Genomic DNA, 21,952 nt, shown 5'->3' on the forward strand with positions numbered 1-21,952 from the left:
CGGCGCAAGACGGGGCCAGGCCCCTTCCGCGCCGGTTGGGCGTGGCCGTGCGCGCCCGTGGGCGCGCACGGCAGCCGCCGCCCCCGTCAGGGGGCGGCGGCCCGGCCCAAGGCCGCCAAGGGGGGGTGCCCGAAGGGGCGGACACCTGCGGGCGCGGGAGGGACCCGGCTCGCAGGCTTCGCTGCGGTGTCAGCTGCGTGCTTCGCGGATCAACCGCAGGATGTCTTGGGCCGCCTCGGGGATATTGGTGCCGGGGCCGAAAATCGCCTTGACCCCTGCCTGATACAGGAACTCGTAATCCTGCTGCGGGATCACGCCGCCGCAGATCACGATAATGTCCCCGGCTCCCTCGGCCTTCAGCGCCTCGACCAACTGCGGCGCCAGTGTCTTGTGCCCTGCCGCCTGGCTGGAGATGCCGACCACATGCACGTCATTGTCGATGGCATCCTGCGCCGCCTCTTCCGGGGTCTGGAACAGGGGGCCGACGTCCACGTCAAAGCCGATGTCGGCAAAAGCGGTGGCGATCACCTTGGCGCCCCGGTCATGGCCGTCCTGGCCCATCTTGACCACCAGCAGACGCGGGCGACGGCCTTCTTCCTCGGCGAAGTCCTCGATCGATTTCTGGATCGCGGCAAAGCCTTCGTCGCCCTCATAAGCCGCGCCATAGACGCCGGCCAGGGTTTTCACCTCGGCGCGGTGGCGGCCGAATTCCTTTTCCATCGCCATGCTGATCTCTCCAACTGAGGCACGGGCACGGGCCGCCTCCACCGCGGCCTCCAGCAGGTTGCCGCCCTCTTTGGCGCGGCGGGTAAGTTCATCGAGCGCGGCAGTGCAAGCCGCGTCGTCCCGATCCGCCCGCAGCTGTTGCAAGCGGGCGATCTGGCTTTCACGCACCGCGACGTTGTCGACATCGAGGATGTCGATCGGGTCTTCCTTCTCCTTGCGGTACTTGTTGACGCCCACCACGACCTCTTCGCCGCGGTCGATCATCGCCTGGCGGCGGGCGGCGCTTTCTTCGATGCGCAACTTCGGCATGCCGCTCTCGACCGCCTTGGTCATGCCGCCCAGCTCCTCGACCTCCTCCATCAGAGCCCAGGCCTTCTCGACCAGATCGTTGGTGAGGCTTTCGACGTAGTAGGACCCCGCCAGCGGGTCGACCACATTGGTCACACCGGTTTCCTCCTGCAGCACCAGCTGGGTGTTGCGGGCGATGCGGGCAGAGAAATCGGTGGGCAGTGCAATCGCCTCGTCCAGCGCGTTGGTGTGCAGCGACTGGGTGCCGCCGAGAACCGCGCTCATCGCCTCATAGGCCGTGCGGATCACGTTGTTGTAGGGATCCTGCTCCTGCAAGGACACGCCCGAGGTCTGGCAGTGCGTGCGCAGCATCTTGGAGCGTTCGGACTTGGCGCCAAACTCGGTCATCACCCGGTGCCACAGGGTGCGGGCAGCGCGCAACTTGGCGATCTCCATGAAGAAATTCATGCCGATCGCAAAGAAGAAGCTCAGACGCCCTGCGAATTTGTCCACGTCCATGCCCGCATCCAGCGCCGCGCGCACGTATTCGCGCCCATCGGCGATCGTATAGGCCAGCTCCTGCACCAGGTTCGCGCCGGCCTCCTGCATGTGGTATCCGGAGATCGAGATGGAGTTGAACTTGGGCATCTCGTTCGAGGTGTATTCGATGATGTCCGAGATGATCCGCATCGAAGGTTTCGGCGGGTAGATATAGGTGTTGCGGACCATGAACTCCTTCAGGATGTCGTTCTGAATGGTGCCCGCCAGCAGCGATTTGTCATGGCCCTGCTCCTCACCGGCGACGATGAAGGACGCCAGAACCGGGATCACCGCACCGTTCATGGTCATCGAAACGGAGACCTTGTCGAGTGGGATGCCGTCGAACAGCACCTTCATGTCCTCGACGGAATCGATGGCGACGCCGGCCTTGCCCACATCGCCGACCACCCGCGGGTGGTCACTGTCATAGCCGCGGTGGGTGGCAAGGTCGAAGGCGACCGAGACGCCCTGCTGGCCGGCGGCCAGGTTGCGGCGGTAAAAGGCGTTGGATTCCTCCGCCGTTGAGAAGCCCGCGTATTGGCGGATGGTCCAGGGGCGGCCTGCATACATCGTGGCCTTCACCCCGCGGGTGAAGGGGCCGAACCCCGGCAGCGTGCCCATATGGGGCAGGTCCTTGGTGTCTTCTTCGGTATAGAGCGGCTTGACCTCGATGCCTTCCAGCGTCTGCCAGTTGAGGTCCTCGACCGCCCGTCCGCGCAGCTCTTTCTCAGCCAGAGCCCGCCATTCGTCTTTGTTTGTCATCTGGTCTTCCTCTTGTCAGTCGGGTGCGGGGCGGGTTCGGGCCCGCCGCCAGTTTTTCCGGGTCCGTCGTCAGCGTGGCAAGGCCATCGGCCCCGCCTGCCAGCCACATCATGTCATCGGCGTAGGTTTCGCGCAGCGCAGCGGTCTGTGCCGCGTCAAAGGGACGCCAGCGGCCGCTGTCCTGGGGCAGCCCGGCGGCAATCTGCGGCGCAAGGCTGGCGCGCAGATCCTCCAGGCAGAGCGAGGCGTTGAGCCGCACCCGCGCGTGGGTGCGTGGCGCATCGACACCGGTGAGGGCCGCCAACTGCGCCTCTGGGCGGGCGCCGAAGGTTTCAAAGGGCACCACATGCAGCCGCACGCCTGGCATGGCGCAGGCGATGTCGGTGATCACATCGCGCCAGCTGCGCGGTGCGCGCGCTAGCCGGGCCAGCTGCGCCGCTGTCGGCAACCGATGCCCGCGCGCCACAGCATAGGCAAGCGCCGAGGACCAGTAGCTGTCCAGACTGCGGACGTTGAGCGCCAGATCGCCGATGCCATCGCCAAACGCCTGCGCGAAACGGGCCATGCGCTCCCCGGCGCCGCTGTACAGTGCGCCGCGCCGCAGGTTCTCGCGCACGTTGCCGATCATGTTCTCGTCACTGATGAGCAAATGCCGCAGCCCGGCCGCGCGGCTGTTGTCGAGGTGGATCTGCAATCGGCCGCGGGCGCGCCGGGCCAGGTTGCGCCCGGTCACGGGCGCCGGTCCCGGCTGGATGCCATGGAACAAGCCCGTCCGGGTCCGGTGTGGCCCCCAGAAGCCAATCCCCTGCGCCGTCAGCGCAGCGCTGTTCTGGCGCAGGTATTCCTGGAATGAGGTGGTGGCACAGCGATGGGCGCCGGTATGCAGGATCACGTTCATCATGTCGCGGGACCTCTGTTGGAGGGCCGCAGGCCGCAGCCCGGTTGCAGCCCGGTCACGGGGGGATGAACAATCATGGCCGGCAACCCCTGATTATCCCGTTAATGACAACGTTTTTTACCCTTGCTTTGGAATTGCCGGTCGCAATTGCCGCCGCTGCACATATATTCAACGGAACAGGAGAGATCATGAAAGCAATCCTAACCGTTGTTTTGGCAGGATTTCTGCCACTGGCCGCCGTGGCCGCCGATGGCAGCACCGACGCGCTGATCCAGCCCGGATATGACGTGGAGCTGGCGGATTTCCAATGGACGCACCGGCCGGTGGTGGTGTTTGCCGACAGCCCCGAAGATCCGCGATTCCATGAGCAGCTGGAACGGCTGCTGGAGGGCGTCGAGGCGCTGCGCGACCGCGATGTGGTGGTGCTGACCGATACCGATCCGGCCGCCAAATCCGCGCTGCGCAAGAAGCTGCGACCGCGCGGGTTCATGCTGGTGCTGCTGGGCAAGGACGGCGGCGTCAAGCTGCGCAAGCCGCACCCCTGGACGGTGCGCGAGCTGTCGCGGACCATCGACAAATTCCCCGAACGCCTGCGCGAGGTGGAAGAGCGGCGCGGCGGCTGATGCGCCCTGCTGCCGGGGTCCGGGTCGGGGTTGGTGCGGCCTAGCTGTTGCCGCGCACGTAGATCAGCGCCATCGCCTGTTTGTCCAGAACCACCATGGCGCCGCTTTCGGGCAGGAACAACAGGTTCGAGGACGGGTTGCGAATGGCTTGATAATAGACCGCTTTTACCAGATCCGACATGCAGCCCACCCCGGCCAGACCGGAGTTCAGCACCCCCAGCCCCTGTGGCAGGTCGCGCGACATGATGTCCTCTGTCACCGCGTTGGGGGATTTGCCGGAGATCGCAAAGACCACCGGTTGCCCCGCATCCAGCAGCTGCATGCCGGTGTTCAGCGAGCGCGCGCGCGCCAGCTGCGAGGTCAGGCGCGGGCTTTCGGTGGTGTGAAACACCGCCGCGGTGCAGCTCATCGAGCTTTCGAAAAAGAACGTCTCGCCCAGTTCCACCCAGGCGGAAAGCTGGCCGCGCAGCGCCGCTTCCTTGTCCAGCGCACAGGCCGACAGGAACAGAAGGGCAGCGGAGAGCAGGCACAGGCCGGGACGGAACATGCGGCACCTTGATATGGTCAAACACCGCAGCTATCGCATGAAACCCTGAAGATTTCGTGCATGCGCCCGAAAGGATGCGGGCAGACGCGCTGGCCGAGGCGGCATCTGCCGCCCCCCTGCCCGCGCTGATATCTGCCCGCAGATGCATCATTCAAATTCCATGATCACATCATCAACCGCGAGGCTGTCGCCCGCGCTGGCGTTGATCTTGGACACCACGCCCGTTTTCTCGGCGCGCAGGATGTTCTCCATCTTCATCGCCTCGACGGTGCACAGCGGCTGGCCTTCCTGGACCTCCTGGCCCACCTCGACGTCGACCTTCACGATCAGGCCGGGCATCGGGCACAGCAGCATCTTGGAGGTATCCGGCGCCTGTTTCTCCGGCATCAGCTGCGCCAGTTCCGCCTGCCGCGGGCTGCGCACGTGGACCTTGATCTCCGCCCCGCGCGAGCGGATGCGGAAGCCCTGGGTGATCTTGCCGGTCTTCAGCACCAGCGTCTCGCCGTTGACATCGACGGTGGCCAGCTGGTCGCCCGGGGTCCAGTCAGAGCTGACGCGCAGCGCCGCGCCGTCCTCGAAGCGCACCGTGGCGCCGTCGCGGTCGGCCTCGATCACAACCGCATAGGACTGCCCCTGAAGCGAGACCACCCAATCGGTACCGACCTTGCGCTCGTGGTTGTCCATCCGGCCCGAGACACGCGTGCGGCGAATTTCGGCAACCCGGTGCATCGCTGCGCAGGAAGCCGCGATCTTGCGCAGGTCTTCTTCCGGTAGCTCAACCCCGGCAAAGCCGTCGGGATACTGCTCTTCGATGAAGGCGGTGGTCATGGTGCCGTCAATGAAGATCGGGTGATCCATCACCGCCGACAGGAACGGCAGGTTGTGGCCGATGCCCTCGACCTCGAAACTGTCGAGCGCGATGCGCATGGCGTCGATCGCCTCGGCGCGGGTGGGCGCCCAGGTGCAGAGCTTGGCGATCATCGGGTCGTAATACATCGAGATCTCGCCGCCCTCGTAGACGCCGGTGTCGTTGCGCACGGCGGTGTCGCCCGCGGGCGCATCCCCCTGCCACTTGCCATTCTCCAGCATCGGCCCCGCGGCGGTTTCCTGCGGCGGGCGATAGCGGGTCAGCCGGCCGATGGAGGGTAGGAAGTTGCGATAGGGGTCTTCGGCATAAAGGCGGTTTTCGATTGCCCAGCCTGTAAGCTTGACGTCTTCCTGGCGCAGCGGCAGCTCGCCGCCGTCAGCGACGCGGATCATCTGCTCAACCAGGTCGACGCCGGTGATCAGCTCGGTGACCGGATGTTCCACCTGCAGGCGGGTGTTCATCTCGAGGAAGTAGAAATTCTTGTCGCCGTCGACGATGAATTCCACCGTGCCGGCAGAGGAATAGCCCACCGCCTTGGCCAGCGCGACGGCCTGCTCGCCCATCGCGCGGCGGGTTTCTTCGTCGAGGAAGGGCGACGGCGCTTCTTCCACCACCTTCTGGTTGCGGCGCTGGATCGAGCATTCGCGCTCGCCCAGGTAGATGCCATTGCCGTGCTTGTCGCAGAGCACCTGGATTTCGATGTGGCGCGGCTGGGTGACGAATTTCTCGATGAAGATCCGGTCATCGCCAAAGGAGTTCGCGGCCTCGTTCTTGGAGGACTGGAAGCCTTCGCGGGCTTCCTCGTCATTCCAGGCGATGCGCATGCCCTTGCCGCCGCCGCCGGCGGAGGCCTTGATCATCACCGGGTAGCCGATCTCATTGGAGATTTTCACCGCCTCATCGGCATCGGCAATCAGCCCCATGTAGCCGGGCACGGTGGAGACCCCGGCCTCCTGGGCGATCTTCTTGGAGGTGATCTTGTCTCCCATTTTCTCGATCGCGCCCACCGGCGGGCCGACAAAGGCGACGCCCTCGGCCTCCAGCGCTTCGGCAAATTTGGCGTTTTCCGACAGGAATCCGTAGCCCGGATGCACGGCCTGCGCGCCGGTTGCGCGGATCGCCTCCATCACCTTGTCGATGACGATATAGGACTGGTTGGCCGGCGGCGGGCCGATGTGGACAGCCTCATCCGCCATCTGCACATGCAGCGCCTGCTTGTCGGCGTCAGAGTAGATGGCGACGGTCTTGATACCCATTTTGCGCGCGGTCTTGATGACGCGGCAGGCAATCTCGCCCCTGTTGGCGATCAGGATCTTGTCAAACATTGGCTGTCCCTTGTTCCTTGGTCGTTCCAGATGCAAAACGCCGCATCCGGGACGGACCCGGACACGGCGCTTGCGCGGTTTCAAAGGCCACCCCGACGGGGCGGCTGTTCAGTGCGGCCGCAATGGCGGCCTTAGCATTTGCGAGGGTTTTGCTGGCAGTAGACCAGGTTGGCTGCGACGCCAACAGCGGCGCCGGTGACCAGATTGGCATCCAGCAGGGCCGCGCCGACCACGCCCGCGCCGCCGCCATAGACAATCTGCTCGCCTGTGGTGTCGCCACAGGCCGCCAGCAGCCCGCACAGCGGCAGCGCCGCCAGAAAAATCCTTGCCCGCATGTTGCTTGTCCTTGTTCTGAGGCATTCACTGTCCTCGCGGACTGTGCCCACAAACCGGCGCGGCGCAAGCTGCGCGGTGCGGCGGGAAAAAGATGGGCGGAGGCTTGCCGCACAGTCGGGGGGACACGGCAAGCTTCCGCCAATGCCTGAGGGAGAGAAAAGACGGGCAGGCCGCGGATGGGGGCGCGTGCCTGCCCGTTCAGGCGAAGGGGCCGGAACAAATGCTCGGCATGGCGGCGCGTCAGCACCGCCTCTCTCAGGATGCACGACGCGGCGTGCCGTGTAAGCCTCTGCGCTGGTCGCCCGGTGATTTGGGCAGCATCCCGCTGAACTGAGCGGTCCATGTGCAAGAACACGCCGGTTTTGTGCCCCGGCACAGCCAGTCCGGTCGGCGCGGCATTGGCCGGCCGACACCGCCGCACGGCGGCAGACTGCGGATATGCACGGGGCGTGGCCATCAGTCGAAGGCCTCCGGAAAAGAGGCGCGCGCCACCGCTTCGTCGATGACCAGCAGGGCCTCATAGCTGGCGGGATCAAAGGGGTCTTCGGCCGGGATCACCTCGCGGCCGAACAGCCAGCTGAGACGGCCCGCATCGAGGTTGCCGCGCTCGAACGGCTGGTCGCCGAAATGCTCCCACAACGATTGCATGAACATCAGGTCGACCCGTTTGTCGACGTTCTTGCGGTCGCGGTAGCGCTCGCGCCGGGTCAGCGGCGTTACCCCCTTGGGGTTGGGGCGGCGAATGGTGAACTGGAAATCTGTTCCCGGCATGCGGCCGGGAAACCCGCGGTGTTTCAACATCTGGGTGCCTCCGGTCCGGCACCCCACGGGGCGGCGAGGGCCGGCCGCAGGGCCGGACCCCTGTCGTTTTTACTTGTACTTGCCGGTGTAGACGGGTTCTTGCGAAACCGGCTCAACCACGACAAATTCTTCTTCCTGCTGGGCGCAGGCGGCGACGGCGGCCAGCAGGCCGGCCAGGGTGATAAGCTTGATGCTCTTGGACATCTCTGTCTCCTGATTGCAAATGTGAAACCAGCGGGGGCCAGGCCGCCCGCGTGCCTCAACCTCAAAGTAAAGGCAGCCCGAAAGCCACCCGCGCCAAGGATAGCGGGGTTTGCGCCGGAGTCACATCGGAATCGCGCCAATTGGCGGCATTGTGGCTGCAATGCCGCAAGAAACCGCCGGTTCCGGCTATGGGCCGCAAGATGTTGTGGGCGCATCAGAAAGCCTCCCAGATGCAGGCCGCGCCGTCCGGGCGATAGACCTCGAAAAACTGGGTGGCGGCGACGTCCTGCGCGCCAAAGGGCAGCAGCCGATCCGCCAGCGAGATCACCACGCGGGCGGGCGCCAGCCCCTGTTCGGCCAGATAGGGCAGCGCCAGATCGGCACAAAGATGGTCCATGTCGGGGGCGGCCTGGTCATGGCTGACGGTGCCGCCCACGCGGGCGATCTGCGGCGCGACAAAGCGGAACCGCGCCCAGGTCTCGCCCAGGCTGTCGTCCATCCGCACCTCGGCAAGGGTGATCGACTGGCCGGACGGTACGGCAATGGCCGAAAGCTCCACCGCCAGGGCGTCAGACCTGGCGCCCCCAAGGACGCACAGACAGACGGGAATAGCGACGAAAGATGACAGATAACCGCAACCCCGGCCCCTGGAAAACCAGGCTCCTCCGGCCAGGGCTGCAGGCGCAGCGCGTAAAAGAGCGCGCGCTATCGGTATCTGGCTGACGCGGATCATGGCGCTGATTCGCTCCGCAAGTCAAACACTGCTGCATATGCAGGCGAAGATTCTCCGCATTCCCTTAAAAACAGGCGGTTTGCGCATGGGAGAGACGAGCAGAAGCCCGACAGCGGCGACAGCGAATCGTGCCGAATCATGTCTGGCCTCCCCGGTTGTGACGGGCATGGCGCAGCCAGCGGGCGCGGTTGGCGGGACACTCCAGCACCGCCGCGACCCGGTCAGCGGCATTGCCGGGCACCCGGCCCGCCACCTGCCCGCCCGCGCGCACCCGCAGACCCTGCCCTTCGGCGGTGATTTCCACCGCTGGCGCGAAGCCGCGCAGGGTTTGCAGCGCACGCCACAGGTCCTGGCGGATCTGATGCGCCAGCCGCACAGGATCGCCGCCGGGCAGCGTGGTTACCGCCGCGAGGTCAAAGCGGGCAGGCAGGCGGCGCGACAGGGTCAGGCCGCCGCCGGAGCGGGTGATATGCCAGCTGGTGCGGCTCATGCAGCCGCCCCCTGCCCCGGTGCGTTCAGCTGTTTCTGAGCGCCTCGATCAGCTCGTCCTTGGTCATGTCCGACCGCCCCTCGATCTCCAGCTCCTGGGCACGCGCGTACAATGCGTCCTTGGTCCAGTCCTCGTAGGGCGGCTGCTTGCCGCCTTTCTTCGAGGGCGACTGGTTGCTGCTGGCCTGCGCATTGGCGATGCGGGCAGCCTTCTGCTTGGACGCACCGTCCTCGCGCAGGCTTTCGTAGGTCTCGTTGTCCTTGATGGACGGTCCGTGGTCCTTGGTCATGGTGGCCTCCTTTGGAGGACAACACCCGGCCCGGCGAACAGGTTCCCAGCCGCTGGCACGGACGCATCGCCATTGCCTGTCTCATAGCCACCTCCGTGTCGACGCCAGATAGGCGCGATAGGCGTCGCCGAAACGGTCCGTCAGGTAGGCCTCCTCGGGCAGCACCACGCAGGCGTGCAGGAGGGTCCAGACGACACCCGCACCAAACAGCGCCCAATCCAGCGAAAATGTCAGGGCCAACCCAAGCTGCACCAGCACCATCCCCAGATACATCGGGTTGCGGGTCACGCGATATGGCCCGCTGTGCACCAGCGCCAGCGCCGGTTGGCGCGGATCCACATTGGTTTCCGCCGCTTGAAAGGCGCGCACACCGGTCCACGCCAGCACGCCCGCCCCCGCCAGAACACCAAGGCCCGGCAGCAGGATGACGCCGCTGCCCGCTGCGGGCAGCAGCCCCAGCGGTACCGCCCACTCCAGCGCCACGGCCAGCAGCGGCGCCGCGACCGACAGGGCCGGCGGGTAGACAGCGATGTTTGGCGTGCCGGGCATCAGGGTCTCACAGCGGGATGTTGTCGTGCTTTTTCCACGGGTTCTTCAGCTGCTTGCCCCGCAGGGAGGCAAAAGCCCGGGCCACCCGCTTGCGGGTGGAGTGCGGCATGATCACCTCGTCGATGAAGCCGCGCTCGGCCGCCACGAAGGGATTGGCGAAACGGTCTTCATACTCGGCCGTCTTCTGGGCGATCTTCTCGGGATCGTTCAGATCGGCACGGTGGATGATCTCGGTCGCGCCCTTGGCGCCCATCACCGCGATCTCGGCCGTGGGCCAGGCATAGTTGAAGTCTCCGCGCAGGTGTTTCGACGCCATCACGTCATAGGCGCCGCCATAGGCCTTGCGGGTGATGACGGTGACCTTGGGCACGGTGGCTTCGCCATAGGCAAACAGCAGCTTCGCGCCATGCTTGATGACGCCGCCGTATTCCTGGGAGGTCCCCGGCAGGAAGCCCGGCACGTCGACGAAGGTCAGGATCGGGATTTCGAAACAGTCGCAGAAGCGCACGAAACGCGCGGCCTTGCGGCTGGAGTCGATGTCGAGACAGCCTGCCAGCACCATCGGCTGGTTGGCGACCACACCCACGGTCTGCCCCTCCAGGCGGACAAAGCCGGTGATGATGTTCTTGGCAAAATCTTCCTGGATCTCGTAGAAGTCTCCCTCATCCGCGATCTTGGTGATCAGCTCCTTCATGTCGTAGGGGGTGTTGGGGTTCTCCGGCACCAATGTGTCGAGGCTCTCCTCGATCCGGGCGGGATTATCGAAGAAGGGGCGCACCGGCGGTTTTTCGCGGTTGTTCAGCGGCAGGAAGTCGACCAGGCGGCGAACCTCGGCCAGCGCCTCGACGTCGTTTTCAAAGGCGCCATCGGCAACGGAGGATTTCTTGGTGTGGGTCGAAGCCCCGCCCAGCTCCTCAGCCGTGACGACCTCGTTGGTGACGGTTTTCACCACGTCGGGGCCGGTCACGAACATGTAGGAGGTGTCCTTCACCATGAAGATGAAGTCGGTCATCGCCGGGCTGTAGACCGCGCCGCCCGCGCAGGGCCCCATGATGACGGAAATCTGCGGCACCACGCCGGAGGCCATGATGTTGCGCTGGAAGATCTCGGCATAGCCTGCGAGCGCGTCGACACCTTCCTGGATGCGGGCACCGCCGGAATCGTTGATGCCGATCACGGGCGCACCGTTCTGCACCGCCATATCCATGATCTTGCAGATCTTCTGCGCATGGGTGGCCGAGACCGAACCGCCCAGAACGGTAAAATCCTGAGAGAAGACATAGACCTGGCGGCCGTTGATGGTGCCCCAGCCGGTGACAACACCGTCGCCTGCGGGCTTGTTGTCCTCCATGCCGAAATCGGTGCAGCGGTGGCTGACGAACATGTCGAATTCTTCAAAGCTGCCTTCGTCCAGCAGCAGCTCGATGCGCTCGCGGGCGGTCAGCTTGCCGCGGGCGTGCTGCGCATCGATGCGGCGCTGGCCGCCGCCCAGCCGTGCGTTCTCGCGGCGGTCTTCGAGCTCGGAAAGAATGTCTTTCATGGCATGTCCCCTGTCAGTTTCTGCGCGATCCTAACGCGCAGCACGCGGCAGCCAAAGCCCTTTGTCGCAAATTTGCAAACCGTTTGCATACTACATATGAATAGTCGCAAACCTGCAAATATCTCATATCTTTGCACAGGTCCCCCTCTTGGCTTGCGCAATGGACAAAGCCGACGCGGCGGGCTACAGGAATTGGTATGTCAGCATACAATTCCAGTGCGGCTTCCCCACGCACCCCGCCCCGCATTTTTACCCTAATCCTGCTGGCAGGCCTTTCGGCCCTGGGCATGAACATCCACCTGCCCTCGCTGCCCAGCATGACCGAGTATTTCCAGACCGATTACCGGCTCATGCAGCTGTCGGTGGCGCTGTATCTGGCGGGCAACGCGGTGGTGCAGATCCTGGTGGGTCCCATCTCGGACCAGATGGGGCGGCGGCCGGTCATCATGGGCAGCATCGCGCTGTTCCTGCTGGCCACGCTGGGCTGCATCTATGCGCCCACGGCCGAGATTTTCCTGATGTTCCGGGTCGCTCAGACGGTGGTCGCCGCCACCATGGTGCTAAGCCGCGCGGCGGTTCGGGACATGTATGACACCGACCAGGCCGCCAGCATGATCGGTTATGTCACCATGGGCATGGCGATCGTGCCAATGCTGGGCCCGGCCATCGGCGGCTTTCTGGACCAGTGGATGGGCTGGCAGGCGAATTTCTGGCTGCTGTTCCTGGTCGCCGCCGCCACGCTGGCGATCACCTTTGTCGATTTTGGCGAAACCGCCAGCAAAAGCGGCAAGACCCTGCTGGCGCAGTTTCGCGAATACCCGGAGCTGTTTCGCTCACCACGGTTCTGGGGCTACTCCCTGGCCTCCGGCCTGGCCTCGGGGGCGTTCTTTGCCTACCTCGGCGGCGCGCCATTCGTGGGCACCCAGATCTACGGCCTCAGCGCGGCGGCGCTGGGGGTCTGGTTTGCCGCACCCGCGGTGGGCTATTTTGCCGGCAACTTTGTCTCCGGGCGGTTTTCGACGCGTGTCGGAGTCAACCGCATGGTGCTTTGGGGCTGTATCATCAACGGCTGCGGCGTGCTGTTGTCGCTGACGATCGCGCTGGCGGGGGCCGACAGTGTCTATACGTTCTTCGGACTGATGTGTTTCGTGGGGCTGGGCAATGGCATGGCGATCCCCAATGCCACCGCCGGGGCAATCTCGGTACGGCCGCATCTGGCGGGCACCGCCTCGGGCCTCAGCGGCGCCATCATGATCGGCGCTGGCGCGGCCCTCAGCGCTTTTGCCGGCTGGCTGCTGGTGCCCGGCTCCACCGCGGTGCCGCTGCTGACGATCATGTTCGCCACCGCCATGTGCGGGCTGGCCGCGATCCTGCTGGTGGTCTGGCGGGAGCGGCAGATCCGCGCATGACCGCTCCTGTCGGCTTGCGGGCCTGAATTTGCAATTATACATTCAGCAAAAGCTGAATTTGCAAAGGTATGCCTCATGGCCACCCAGAAACTCTACGCAGGCGCAAAGCTGCGCGAGATGCGCCAGCGGCTGGAGCTGACGCAGAAGGATTTTGCAGCGAAATTAGGGGTTTCCCTGCCCTACCTGAACCAGATGGAGAACAACAACCGCCCGGTGTCCACCACGGTGGTTCTGGCCCTGGCGCAGGAATTCGGCATGGATGTGACCGAGCTGAATGCCGGTGACAGCGAACGACTGGTCAGCGACATGCGCGAGGCGATGGCCGACCCGGTGTTCGCCGATGATGCGCCCCCCCTGGCGGACCTGCGGCTGACGGCCTCCAACGCCCCGGCGCTGGCGCGGGCGTTTCTGTCGCTGCATCGGGCGTATCGGCAGACGCATGAACGCCTCGCTTCGCTGGATGAGGCGCTGGGGCGGGAGGATGCGCGCATTCAGGCCTCGCCGTGGGAAGAGGTGCGCGATTTCTTCCATTACTGCGACAATTACATCGACGCGGTGGATCACGCGGCGGAGCATTTTGCCGCCGGCCACGACATCCGCGCCGCCGCCCTGGCAGAGCTGGAGCGCGCCGGTGTCAGCCTGCGCCAAAGCGAGATCGAGGGGCTGCGCCACTATGATGCCGACGCGGGCGTGCTGCATCTGTCAAACCGTGCCGCCCCACAAACGCAGCTGTTTCAGATGCTGTTGCAGGTGGCGCTGTTGCGGCAGAACAAGCTTCTGGAGGCGACGCTGGATTTCGCAAGGTTCCAAAGCGACGAGGCCCGCGCCATCGCCAAGATCGGGCTAGCGAACTACTTCGCAGGTGCCGCTTTGATGCCCTATGGCCGGTTCCTGGCCGCGGCGCAGGCCTGCCGTCACGATCTGGAATTGCTGGCGATCCGCTTTGGCGCCTCGATCGAGCAGGTGGCGCATCGGCTATCGACGTTGCAGCGGCCCGGTGCCAAGGGGGTGCCATTCTTTTTCGTGCGGGTCGATCAGGCGGGCACGATCACCAAGCGCCACTCGGCCACGCGGCTGCAATTTGCCCGGTTTGGCGGCGCCTGCCCTTTGTGGAACGTGCACCGGGCGTTTGAGACTCCGGGGCGGTTCCTGCGGCAGCTGGCGGAGACGCCGGACGGGGTGCGCTACATCTCGCTGGCGCGGGACGTGTCCAAGCCCGGCGGCTCCTTCGGGGCGCCGGTGCGGCGCTATGCAATCGGTCTGGGCTGCGAGGTGCGCCATGCCGAGGCGCTGGTCTATGCCGATACGCTGGACGTCAGCCAGGACAGTGCCTTTGAGCCGATTGGCATTTCCTGCCGCATCTGCGAGCGCAAGGACTGCCACCAGAGGTCCGTGCCGCCCTTGGAGCGGCGCCTGACCATCAACACCGACCAGCGCGGCGTGCTGCCCTATGAGGTAAGCTGAGTGGCGTTGAGACGCAAAACGGGCCCTTGCGGCCCGTGACGGCACCAGCGGCACCGGTAAAGTCTTCAGCAAGTATTTTGCCAAGGATTTTACAGATGATCCTTGGGGGCCGCGATCAGCCGCGCAGACGGCCGAAGATCTGGGTGACCAGGGACTGTTTGGCCGCAGGTGTGGCAGCTGCGGTGCGCTGCGGTCTTGGTGCGCTGTCCCAGAACCGGCTACGGCTGGCGATCTCGTGATGCTCGCGCTCGACCTCGGGGTGCGAGACCTCCTCGGCGGTCAGAACCGCGCGCACCGCGGCCAGAATTTCCGCCTCGCTGGTTTCGACACTCTTGCCCTGGATCTCCAGCACGGCACCGGTCTGATAGTACTGTTCCATTTAAGGTCTCCTCGGCTTGATCCGCAAAGGCTGCGGTGCGGCGGGGCCCGACGGCCCATCGCGTCACTTCAATTCAAATTTAACCTATCCGCCGCAAAAGGGATGCATTTACCTAGAATTTGCCGAAATTGCCCGAAAAGCGGCCAAATTCCGGAAACAATACAGGGCGTCGTGGGCATTGTTGCCAAGCCGGCGCAACAACGGCGAGAATCATCGGACGTGGCGGCAAGAAAAAAGGGCGCCTGTGGCGCCCTTTTCCGTATATGTCCGACCCGCTCCGCGCTTAGCGCTGCGCCGCCTGCCAGTTCGGGTGGAACCAGGGTTCGGCGTTTGACGATGGCAAGCGCCGGCCAAGGATATGATCCGACGCTTTCTCGCCGGTCATGATCGACGGGCCGTTGAGGTTGCCATTGGTGATGCGCGGGAAGATCGAACTGTCGGCCACCCGCAGGCCGTCGACGCCGATCACCCGGCATTCGGGATCGACCACCGCCATCGGGTCATCCTGCGCGCCCATCTTGCAAGTGCCGCAGGGGTGATAGGCGCTTTCGGCATGTTCGCGGATGAAGGCGTCGATCTCATCATCGCTCTGCACATCAGCGCCCGGCTGGATCTCGTGCTTGACGAAGGGGTGCATCGCCTCCTGCGCAAAAATCTCCCGCGTGAGGCGCACGCACTTGCGGAAGTCGATCCAGTCCTGCTCGGTCGACATGTAGTTGAACAGGATGTTCGGCGCGTCTCTGGGATCGCTGGAAGCCAGGGTCACATGCCCGCGCGACGGCGAGCGCATTGGGCCGACATGGGTCTGGAAGCCGTGGCCCTCGGCTGCGGCCTGGCCGTCGTAGCGCACCGCGATGGGCAGGAAGTGATATTGGATGTCCGGGTAGTCGACGCCGGTGTCCGAACGAATGAAGGCGGCGCTTTCGAACTGGTTCGACGCCCCCAGACCGGTCTTGGTGAACAGCCACTGCGCCCCAACCATCGCCTTGCCGAAGAGGTTCCAGTATTTGTAGAGCGTGATCGGCTGTTTGGAGGCAAACTGGAAGTAGAACTCCAGATGGTCCTGCAGGTTCTGGCCGACACCGGGGCGGTCGGCGACCAGGTCGATGCCGTGTTCGGCCAGATGCGCCGCGGGGCCGATGCCGGACAGCATCAGCAGCTTGGGCGAGTTCAGCGAGGACGCCGCGAGGATCACCTCGGCTCCGGCACGGATCACCTCGACCTTGCCGCCGCGTTCGACCTCGACGCCGACAGCGCGGCCGTCTTCGATCACCACCTTGCGGGCGAAGGCGCGGATCAGGTCGCAGTTGTCCCGCTTCAGTGCAGGTTTGAGGTAGGCGTTGGCGGCGGACCAGCGGCGGCCCTTGTGGACCGTCATCTCCATCGGGCCAAAGCCTTCCTGCTGCTCGCCGTTGTAGTCCTCGGTCACCGGGTAGCCGGCCTGCACGCCCGCCTTGACGAAGGCGTCATGCAGCGGGTTGTCGCGGGGGCCTCGGGTGACGTGCAGCGGGCCGTCGCTGCCGCGCCAGTCCGCATCACCACCGTGGCCGTTGTCATCCCAGGTTTCCATGCGTTTGAAATAGGGCAGCACATCGGCATAGGACCAGCCTGCCGCACCGCTCTCGGCCCAGTGGTTGTAGTCGCCCGCATGGCCGCGCACATAGACCATGCCGTTGATCGAGGAGGAGCCGCCGATCACCTTGCCGCGCGGGCAGACCAGCTCGCGGCCGCCCAGATGCGGTTCGGGCTGGGATTTGTAACCCCAGTCATACAGCGGCATGTTCATCGGATAGCTGAGCGCGCCCGGCATCTGGATGAACGGCCCGGCGTCGGTGCCACCGTGTTCGATCACCAGCACCGACTTGCCCGCCTCGCTGAGACGATAGGCCATGGCGCAGCCGGCGGACCCGGCCCCGACAATCACGTAATCCGCGTTCATTTCTTCTCTCCATCCGGCAGCCGGTACGTCTGGACCGCTGCCGCTTTGTTCAAATGGGGCGGGCGCGCGGGGCGCCCTGCCCGGTCGTTGCTTGTCCGACGGGTGCCGATCAGAAGGCGGCTTCGACGTCGCCCATGCGCACGTAGACGGATTTCACCTGGCTGAAGTGCTTGATCGCCTCTTTCGAGTTTTCGCGGCCCACGCCCGACGCCTTGACGCCGCCGAACGGTGCTTCGACCGGCGCATCATTGTAGGAGTTGATGAAGCAGCTGCCGGCTTCGAGCTGGCCGATCACCCGGTGGGCGCGACTGAAGTCGTTGGTGAAGACGCCGGCGGAGAGGCCGAATTCAGTGTCATTGGCGCGGGCGATCACCTCTTCTTCGGTGTCGAAGTCCAGCACCGACATCACCGGGCCGAAGATTTCCTCGCGGGCGATGGTCATATCGTCGGTCACATCCGCAAAGACGGTGGGTTCGACGAAGTAGCCGTCCATGTCTGCGCGTTTGCCACCACAGATCAGGCGCGCGCCTTCTTCCTTGCCCTTCTCGATGTAGCCCAGCACGATGTTCATCTGGTTTTCCGACACCATCGGGCCAAAGTTGGTCGCCTCATCCATCGGGTCGCCGAGGACGGCGTTGCCGGTGCGTTCGGCCAGACGGGCGAGGAACTTTCCCTTGATGCCTTTTTGCACGAACACGCGGGTGCCGTTCGAACACACCTGGCCGGAGGAGTAGAAGTTCCCGTTGATGGCGCCACCGACGGCGTTGTCGATGTCGGCGTCGTCAAAGATGATCAGCGGCGACTTGCCGCCCAGTTCCATGGTGACATGCTTCATGCCCTCAGCCGCGGCGGCATAGACCTTCTTGCCGGTCGGCACCGAGCCGGTCAGCGAGACCTTGTCGACGCGGGGGTCAGTGACCAGCGCACTGCCGACTTCGCCCATACCCTGGATCACGTTGTAGAGACCCGCGGGCAGGCCCGCCTCATGCAGGATCTCGGCCACTTTCAGCGCGCAGAGCGGCGTGGTCTCAGACGGTTTGAACACCATGGAATTGCCGCAGGCCAGCGCAGGCGCGCCCTTCCAGCAGGCGATCTGGGTCGGGTAGTTCCAGGCGCCGATGCCGACGCACAGGCCCAGTGCCTCGCGCACGGTGTAGACCCAGTCCTCGCCCATCGGGATGTGCTCGCCGGTCAGCGACCCTGCAAGGCCACCGAAATATTCCAGCGCATCGGCGCCGGAGGTGGCGTCGGCGACCAGGGTTTCCTGCAAAGGCTTGCCGGTGTCGTAGGTTTCCAGAACCGACAGTTCGTGGTTGCGCTCGCGCATCATGTCGGCGGCGCGGCGCAGGATGCGGCCCCGCTCGGTGCCGGTCATCTTGGCCCATTGCTTTTGCGCTTCCTTGGCAGTGGAGAGCGCCTGCTCCACGATCGCGGGGGTGGCCGCGTAGACGGTTGCGATCTGCTCGCCCGTCGCGGCGTAGATCACCGGGATCGGGGTGCCGTTGGTGTCTTCGACGTATTCGCCGTTGATGAAGTGGCTGGCTTTGGGTTGGGCGGGGTGTGTCATGGTTTTCATGCCTCCGGCGGGGATATTTGGGGCCAGAAGAACTGGCGGGATTTATTGATGATCGGGTTACTCGCCGCGGGGAAAGCGTTTGCCTTCCTCCAACGTGTTGAGATCCATGTGGTTGCGCATGTAGCGCTCGGATGCCTTTTGCAGCGGCTGGTAGTCCCAGGGGTAGTAGCCGCCCTGGCGCAGCGCCTCATACACCACCCAGCGGCGGGCCTGGCTGGCGCGCACATCGGCGTCGAACTGGTCGAGGTTCCAGGGGGCGTCCGATTTGGCGCGCAGGGTTTGCAGGGTCCCGGCGTGGGCCGGGTCCTCTGCGAGGTTGGTGAGCTCGTGCGGGTCGGCGTCCAGATCGAACAGCTGATCGGGGTCCAGCGCACAGCGGGTGTACTTCCACTTGCCGTAGCGCATGCAAACCAGCGGCGCGTAGGACGCCTCTGCCGCGTATTCCATCAGCACCGGGTCGGTGCGGTCCTCCCCTTGGGCCAGCGGCACCAGGCTGTAGCCGTCGGTCCAGGGCGCGATCTCATCCATGTCGACACCGGCCAGCGCACCCAAGGTGGGCGTCACGTCGATGGTGGACACCGGCGTGTCGATGCGCCCCGCAGGCAGATCGGGGGCAGAGATCATCAGCGGCACGCGGGCGGAGCCCTCGTAGAAGCTCATCTTGAACCACAATCCGCGCTCGCCCAGCATGTCGCCGTGGTCGGAGACGAAGAGGATGATCGCCTCTTGCCGGGTGGTTTCCAGCACGTTCAGGATCTCGCCGATCTTGTCGTCGAGATAGGAGATATTGGCGAAATAGGCGCGGCGGGCGCGTTTGATATGGTCTTGCGAGATGTCGAAGCTGCGCCAGTCGTTGGCGTCAAAGATCCGCTGCGCGTGGGGGTCGTGATCGTCGTAGGCCATTGCCGGGACTTCCGGCAGCAGATGCGCGCAATCCTCGTAGAGATCCCAGTATTTGCGGCGCGCCACGTAAGGATCATGCGGGTGGGTGAAGCTGACGGTCAGCGCCCAGGGGCGGTCGTCCAGCCCGCGCGACAGCTCATACAGCTTGGCGGTGGCGTTGTAGGCGACCTCGTCATCGTATTCCATCTGGTTGGAGGTCTCGGCGACCCCTGCCCCGGTGACGGAGCCCATGTTGTGATACCACCAGTCGATGCGCTCGCCCGGTTTGCGGTAATCCGGCGTCCAGCCGAAGTCGGCCGGGTAGATGTCGGTGGTCAGCCGGTCCTCGAACCCGTGCAGCTGGTCGGGGCCGACAAAATGCATCTTGCCGCTGAGGCAGGTGTAATAGCCCGCGCGGCGCAGGTGGTGGGCGTAGGTGGGGATGTCACTGCGGAACTCGGCCGCGTTGTCATAGACGCCGGTGCGCGAGGGCAGCTGGCCCGACATGAAGCTGGCACGCCCCGGCGCGCAGAGCGGCGACGCGGTATAGGCATTGGCAAAGCGGGTGGAGCGCGCCGCCAGTTTCTTGAGGTTCGGGGCGTGCAGCCAGTCGGCCGGGCCGTCGGGAAACAACGTCCCGTTCAGCTGGTCGACCATCAGGATCAGGATATTCGGAGCACGCATCATGGACCTCTCAAACCGGGCAGTTTCTGTAAAGGCGCCCGGCAGGCCCGAAGGCGCTGCCAGGCAGGTGATGGTCGGCCCCCATTATCGGGGAGACAGGGGACCGACCAAAGTCGGTGGCGTCAGTGCGCCATCTTGATCTTTTCGAAATCGAGCGCATTCTCCTCAGGCGATGACGTGATGGCCATGACGTCGCGGCGCTTGAACAGCACGATATAGCCAAGGCAGGCCACGTAGATGCCGATCACCACGGTTCCGATCCACTGAATTTGCAGCCATTGGCTTTGGAAGGCGACGGTGAGGCCGAAGAGCACCACGGCATTGCCCAGCACGTAAGGCAGGGTGCCGAAACGCTTGGTCGTCAGGTTCAGGTTGTCGGTGTAAAGGCGGATCAGCGAGTCAAAGGAGTTGACCACGAAGATGATGCCCACGACCACCATGGAGACATTGATCAGCAGCGTCGTTTCGATGCTGTTGAGGTGGTAGTAGTAGAGAACCGAGAACCACACCCCCAGCGGGATCGACGGGAAGATCAGCAGCGAAGCCAGGACCTGCCAGGTGCGCAACCCGCCGACAAAGCGCGAGGTGAACTGGCCGATCATGATCGACCAGGCGAACCACCAGAACAGGTAGAATTCGTGGTAGTCGGTCAGCGGCAGGATGAACTTGTGGATGTTGGTGAAATAGCCGCCGATGTTGCCTGCGGTCTCGGCAAAGGCGTCCAGCCCCATGCCCGCATAGGCCCACATGCCCAGGATCAACACGGCAAACAGCGCGGTGGAGCCCAGCGACAGGATGCGCACGTATTTGATGTCGGTCGAGGAAAAGGCGGCAAACAGGATCACCAGGAAGGTGATGAGGTAGAAGGCCGGGATCACCGTCTCGCCGTCGCCCATGAAGGTGGCGTAATAGGGCAGATAGATCAGGAACAGCGCGCCGGTGAAGGCACAGGTGCCGATGATAACGATGTTGTTCAGCAGCTTGACCAGCGGGATCTCGAAGAACTTCACCCGCGGCTCGATCACGCAGAAATAGAAGGTCGTCAGGAAGTAGAAGCCCCAGATCAGGAAGCCCCAGAAACCGAACTCCAACGCCAGCGGGTTGGTGAAACCATAGGCCGGTTCCGCCGCTGTGTCCGCATACAGCGGGAAATCCCAGGCCAGCGGGAACATGATCAACCCGACATCAAGGCCCGAGGTGAACAGAATGGCGATGAAGGTGAAAAGGTGAACCGGTGTGACGCCGACGATGCGCAGGTTCCACCATTTGATCACGCAGAATGCCACCAGCGCAAAGGCCAGCAGGATCCCGAACGAGATGATTGCAGTCATGTGTTCCTCCCATTGCGGGGCAGTTCGCGCCCCTTGTCATTGGCAGGAGGCATAGCACAGACGGGTGACTGGCCCAATGATTTTTTGAACCGCCATTCAAGTTTTGGAGCAATGGAACAGTAGTTGAAACGCAAACCCTTTTGCCGCAAAAGGTTGAGATGAGCAGAAAACGTATCCGCGACATCCGTAACGAAGAGCTGATCGAAGCCACGATCATCGCCGTGCACAAGCGCGGCTATGGTGTTGTCACGATGGCGGAAATCGCGCGCGAGGCCGGGGCTTCGGCGGCCTCGATCAACTATTACTTCGGCTCCAAGGAAGGGCTGATGGAAGCCACCATGCGCCACCTTCTGGGCAAGCTTCGGCGCGCCATGGTCGAAGGCTACGCCACCGCAAGCACCCCGCGCGAGCGGCTCTATGCGGTGATGGACGCCAATTTCTCGGACGGGCTGTTCACTGTGCCGCAATGCAGCATCTGGATGCAATTCTGGGCCAATGCGCCCTATTCGCCGCGGCTGAGCCGGCTGCATCGAATCAACCGCGCCCGCGTGCGCAGCCATTTCCTGGCCGAATTGCGCGCCCTGCTGCCCGAGACGCAGCTGGAGACCGCGCGGCAGGCCTTGCAGTCCTATATGGACGGGGTCTGGTTGCAGGCGGCGCAGTCGGAGACGCCGCTGGACCCTGCCGCCGCCCGCGCAGCCGCGCATCGGGTCGTGGATCTGGTCACCGCCTGAGCGACAGGCCGCCGGTGTGAACGGGGGGGCGTGAT

At 64.4% G+C, this 21,952-nt stretch carries 21 protein-coding genes; 4 read left to right on the forward strand and 17 right to left on the reverse strand.

The features are described from left to right. Nucleotides 1–189 precede the first annotated feature (189 nt). A complete protein-coding gene (gene scpA / locus AC0IPL_RS04355; RefSeq protein WP_474272427.1) occupies nt 190–2,316 on the reverse strand; it encodes a methylmalonyl-CoA mutase in 2,127 nt (708 codons plus the stop codon). Further along, the gene (locus AC0IPL_RS04360) at nt 2,282–3,214 is read right to left on the reverse strand and encodes a hypothetical protein (protein ID WP_474272588.1); all 933 of its coding nucleotides are present in this window, start codon (nt 3,212–3,214) and stop codon (nt 2,282–2,284) included. The genes scpA and AC0IPL_RS04360 overlap by 35 nt, the downstream gene beginning before the upstream one ends. Before the next feature lie 188 nt (nt 3,215–3,402). On the opposite strand from AC0IPL_RS04360, the gene AC0IPL_RS04365 reads away from it, so the two are divergent. Beyond that, entirely contained in the window at nt 3,403–3,837 is a 435-nt protein-coding gene (locus tag AC0IPL_RS04365; protein WP_474272428.1) for a DUF4174 domain-containing protein, read from the forward strand. Between the two features lie 40 nt (nt 3,838–3,877). Here the strand turns inward: AC0IPL_RS04365 and AC0IPL_RS04370 are convergent, their stop codons facing one another. From AC0IPL_RS04370 to AC0IPL_RS04415, 10 genes are all read right to left on the reverse strand, one after another. After that, the gene (locus AC0IPL_RS04370) at nt 3,878–4,384 is read right to left on the reverse strand and encodes a hypothetical protein (protein WP_474272429.1); all 507 of its coding nucleotides are present in this window, start codon (nt 4,382–4,384) and stop codon (nt 3,878–3,880) included. A 147-nt stretch (nt 4,385–4,531) separates the two neighbouring features. Then, entirely contained in the window at nt 4,532–6,577 is a 2,046-nt protein-coding gene (locus tag AC0IPL_RS04375) for an acetyl-CoA carboxylase biotin carboxylase subunit (RefSeq protein ID WP_474272430.1), read from the reverse strand. Between the two features lie 131 nt (nt 6,578–6,708). Then, nucleotides 6,709–6,912 carry a hypothetical protein gene (locus tag AC0IPL_RS04380; protein ID WP_474272431.1) on the reverse strand — a complete coding sequence of 68 codons (204 nt, stop codon included), beginning with the start codon at nt 6,910–6,912 and terminating at the stop codon, nt 6,709–6,711. Nucleotides 6,913–7,369: 457 nt separating this feature from the next. Next, nucleotides 7,370–7,714, reverse strand: a complete 345-nt coding sequence (locus tag AC0IPL_RS04385) for a hypothetical protein (protein WP_474272432.1) — start codon at nt 7,712–7,714, stop codon at nt 7,370–7,372. Between the two features lie 69 nt (nt 7,715–7,783). Beyond that, a complete protein-coding gene (locus AC0IPL_RS04390; protein WP_369927035.1) occupies nt 7,784–7,918 on the reverse strand; it encodes a hypothetical protein in 135 nt (44 codons plus the stop codon). A gap of 214 nt (nt 7,919–8,132) precedes the next feature. Beyond that, complete coding sequence (locus tag AC0IPL_RS04395) at nt 8,133–8,477, reverse strand: DUF6497 family protein (protein ID WP_474272433.1); 345 nt, start codon at nt 8,475–8,477, stop codon at nt 8,133–8,135. Nucleotides 8,478–8,787: 310 nt separating this feature from the next. Next, nucleotides 8,788–9,141, reverse strand: coding sequence for a hypothetical protein (locus AC0IPL_RS04400; protein WP_474272434.1), 354 nt, complete (start codon nt 9,139–9,141; stop codon nt 8,788–8,790). Between the two features lie 25 nt (nt 9,142–9,166). Further along, on the reverse strand, nt 9,167–9,430 hold the full coding sequence (locus AC0IPL_RS04405; protein ID WP_474272435.1) for a DUF7218 family protein: 264 nt from the start codon (nt 9,428–9,430) through the stop codon (nt 9,167–9,169). A gap of 81 nt (nt 9,431–9,511) precedes the next feature. After that, a complete protein-coding gene (locus tag AC0IPL_RS04410) occupies nt 9,512–9,979 on the reverse strand; it encodes a methyltransferase family protein (protein ID WP_474272436.1) in 468 nt (155 codons plus the stop codon). Between the two features lie 7 nt (nt 9,980–9,986). Beyond that, on the reverse strand, nt 9,987–11,519 hold the full coding sequence (locus tag AC0IPL_RS04415) for an acyl-CoA carboxylase subunit beta (protein WP_474272437.1): 1,533 nt from the start codon (nt 11,517–11,519) through the stop codon (nt 9,987–9,989). Between the two features lie 197 nt (nt 11,520–11,716). On the opposite strand from AC0IPL_RS04415, the gene AC0IPL_RS04420 reads away from it, so the two are divergent. Then, entirely contained in the window at nt 11,717–12,928 is a 1,212-nt protein-coding gene (locus AC0IPL_RS04420) for a multidrug effflux MFS transporter (RefSeq protein ID WP_474272438.1), read from the forward strand. Between the two features lie 75 nt (nt 12,929–13,003). Continuing rightward, complete coding sequence (locus AC0IPL_RS04425; RefSeq protein ID WP_474272439.1) at nt 13,004–14,392, forward strand: helix-turn-helix domain-containing protein; 1,389 nt, start codon at nt 13,004–13,006, stop codon at nt 14,390–14,392. A gap of 115 nt (nt 14,393–14,507) precedes the next feature. Here AC0IPL_RS04425 and AC0IPL_RS04430 read toward each other — a convergent pair whose 3' ends face one another. The 5 genes from AC0IPL_RS04430 to AC0IPL_RS04450 form a co-directional block, all read right to left on the reverse strand. After that, complete coding sequence (locus AC0IPL_RS04430; RefSeq protein ID WP_474272440.1) at nt 14,508–14,771, reverse strand: hypothetical protein; 264 nt, start codon at nt 14,769–14,771, stop codon at nt 14,508–14,510. A gap of 283 nt (nt 14,772–15,054) precedes the next feature. Then, nucleotides 15,055–16,710, reverse strand: coding sequence for a choline dehydrogenase (gene betA / locus AC0IPL_RS04435; RefSeq protein ID WP_474272441.1), 1,656 nt, complete (start codon nt 16,708–16,710; stop codon nt 15,055–15,057). A 109-nt stretch (nt 16,711–16,819) separates the two neighbouring features. Further along, complete coding sequence (gene betB / locus AC0IPL_RS04440) at nt 16,820–18,277, reverse strand: betaine-aldehyde dehydrogenase (protein WP_474272442.1); 1,458 nt, start codon at nt 18,275–18,277, stop codon at nt 16,820–16,822. A gap of 66 nt (nt 18,278–18,343) precedes the next feature. Beyond that, nucleotides 18,344–19,852, reverse strand: coding sequence for a choline-sulfatase (gene betC, locus AC0IPL_RS04445; RefSeq protein WP_474272589.1), 1,509 nt, complete (start codon nt 19,850–19,852; stop codon nt 18,344–18,346). 122 nt (nt 19,853–19,974) lie between these two features. Further along, nucleotides 19,975–21,183 carry a BCCT family transporter gene (locus AC0IPL_RS04450; protein WP_474272443.1) on the reverse strand — a complete coding sequence of 403 codons (1,209 nt, stop codon included), beginning with the start codon at nt 21,181–21,183 and terminating at the stop codon, nt 19,975–19,977. 158 nt (nt 21,184–21,341) lie between these two features. On the opposite strand from AC0IPL_RS04450, the gene betI reads away from it, so the two are divergent. Next, nucleotides 21,342–21,917 carry a choline-binding transcriptional repressor BetI gene (gene betI, locus AC0IPL_RS04455; RefSeq protein WP_474272444.1) on the forward strand — a complete coding sequence of 192 codons (576 nt, stop codon included), beginning with the start codon at nt 21,342–21,344 and terminating at the stop codon, nt 21,915–21,917. The last annotated feature ends 35 nt before the right edge of the window (nt 21,918–21,952 follow it).

This window comes from Leisingera sp. SA32 (assembly GCF_056033425.1).

Coding starts and splice junctions, on each gene's coding strand:
- scpA (WP_474272427.1), bottom strand. CDS start 2,316: ATGACAAACAAAGACGAATGGCGGGCTCTGGCTGAGAAAGAGCTGCGC.
- AC0IPL_RS04360 (WP_474272588.1), bottom strand. CDS start 3,214: ATGAACGTGATCCTGCATACCGGCGCCCATCGCTGTGCCACCACCTCA.
- AC0IPL_RS04365 (WP_474272428.1), top strand. CDS start 3,403: ATGAAAGCAATCCTAACCGTTGTTTTGGCAGGATTTCTGCCACTGGCC.
- AC0IPL_RS04370 (WP_474272429.1), bottom strand. CDS start 4,384: ATGTTCCGTCCCGGCCTGTGCCTGCTCTCCGCTGCCCTTCTGTTCCTG.
- AC0IPL_RS04375 (WP_474272430.1), bottom strand. CDS start 6,577: ATGTTTGACAAGATCCTGATCGCCAACAGGGGCGAGATTGCCTGCCGC.
- AC0IPL_RS04380 (WP_474272431.1), bottom strand. CDS start 6,912: ATGCGGGCAAGGATTTTTCTGGCGGCGCTGCCGCTGTGCGGGCTGCTG.
- AC0IPL_RS04385 (WP_474272432.1), bottom strand. CDS start 7,714: ATGTTGAAACACCGCGGGTTTCCCGGCCGCATGCCGGGAACAGATTTC.
- AC0IPL_RS04390 (WP_369927035.1), bottom strand. CDS start 7,918: ATGTCCAAGAGCATCAAGCTTATCACCCTGGCCGGCCTGCTGGCCGCC.
- AC0IPL_RS04400 (WP_474272434.1), bottom strand. CDS start 9,141: ATGAGCCGCACCAGCTGGCATATCACCCGCTCCGGCGGCGGCCTGACC.
- AC0IPL_RS04405 (WP_474272435.1), bottom strand. CDS start 9,430: ATGACCAAGGACCACGGACCGTCCATCAAGGACAACGAGACCTACGAA.
- AC0IPL_RS04410 (WP_474272436.1), bottom strand. CDS start 9,979: ATGCCCGGCACGCCAAACATCGCTGTCTACCCGCCGGCCCTGTCGGTC.
- AC0IPL_RS04415 (WP_474272437.1), bottom strand. CDS start 11,519: ATGAAAGACATTCTTTCCGAGCTCGAAGACCGCCGCGAGAACGCACGG.
- AC0IPL_RS04420 (WP_474272438.1), top strand. CDS start 11,717: ATGTCAGCATACAATTCCAGTGCGGCTTCCCCACGCACCCCGCCCCGC.
- AC0IPL_RS04425 (WP_474272439.1), top strand. CDS start 13,004: ATGGCCACCCAGAAACTCTACGCAGGCGCAAAGCTGCGCGAGATGCGC.
- AC0IPL_RS04430 (WP_474272440.1), bottom strand. CDS start 14,771: ATGGAACAGTACTATCAGACCGGTGCCGTGCTGGAGATCCAGGGCAAG.
- betA (WP_474272441.1), bottom strand. CDS start 16,710: ATGAACGCGGATTACGTGATTGTCGGGGCCGGGTCCGCCGGCTGCGCC.
- betB (WP_474272442.1), bottom strand. CDS start 18,277: ATGACACACCCCGCCCAACCCAAAGCCAGCCACTTCATCAACGGCGAA.
- betC (WP_474272589.1), bottom strand. CDS start 19,852: ATGCGTGCTCCGAATATCCTGATCCTGATGGTCGACCAGCTGAACGGG.
- AC0IPL_RS04450 (WP_474272443.1), bottom strand. CDS start 21,183: ATGACTGCAATCATCTCGTTCGGGATCCTGCTGGCCTTTGCGCTGGTG.
- betI (WP_474272444.1), top strand. CDS start 21,342: ATGAGCAGAAAACGTATCCGCGACATCCGTAACGAAGAGCTGATCGAA.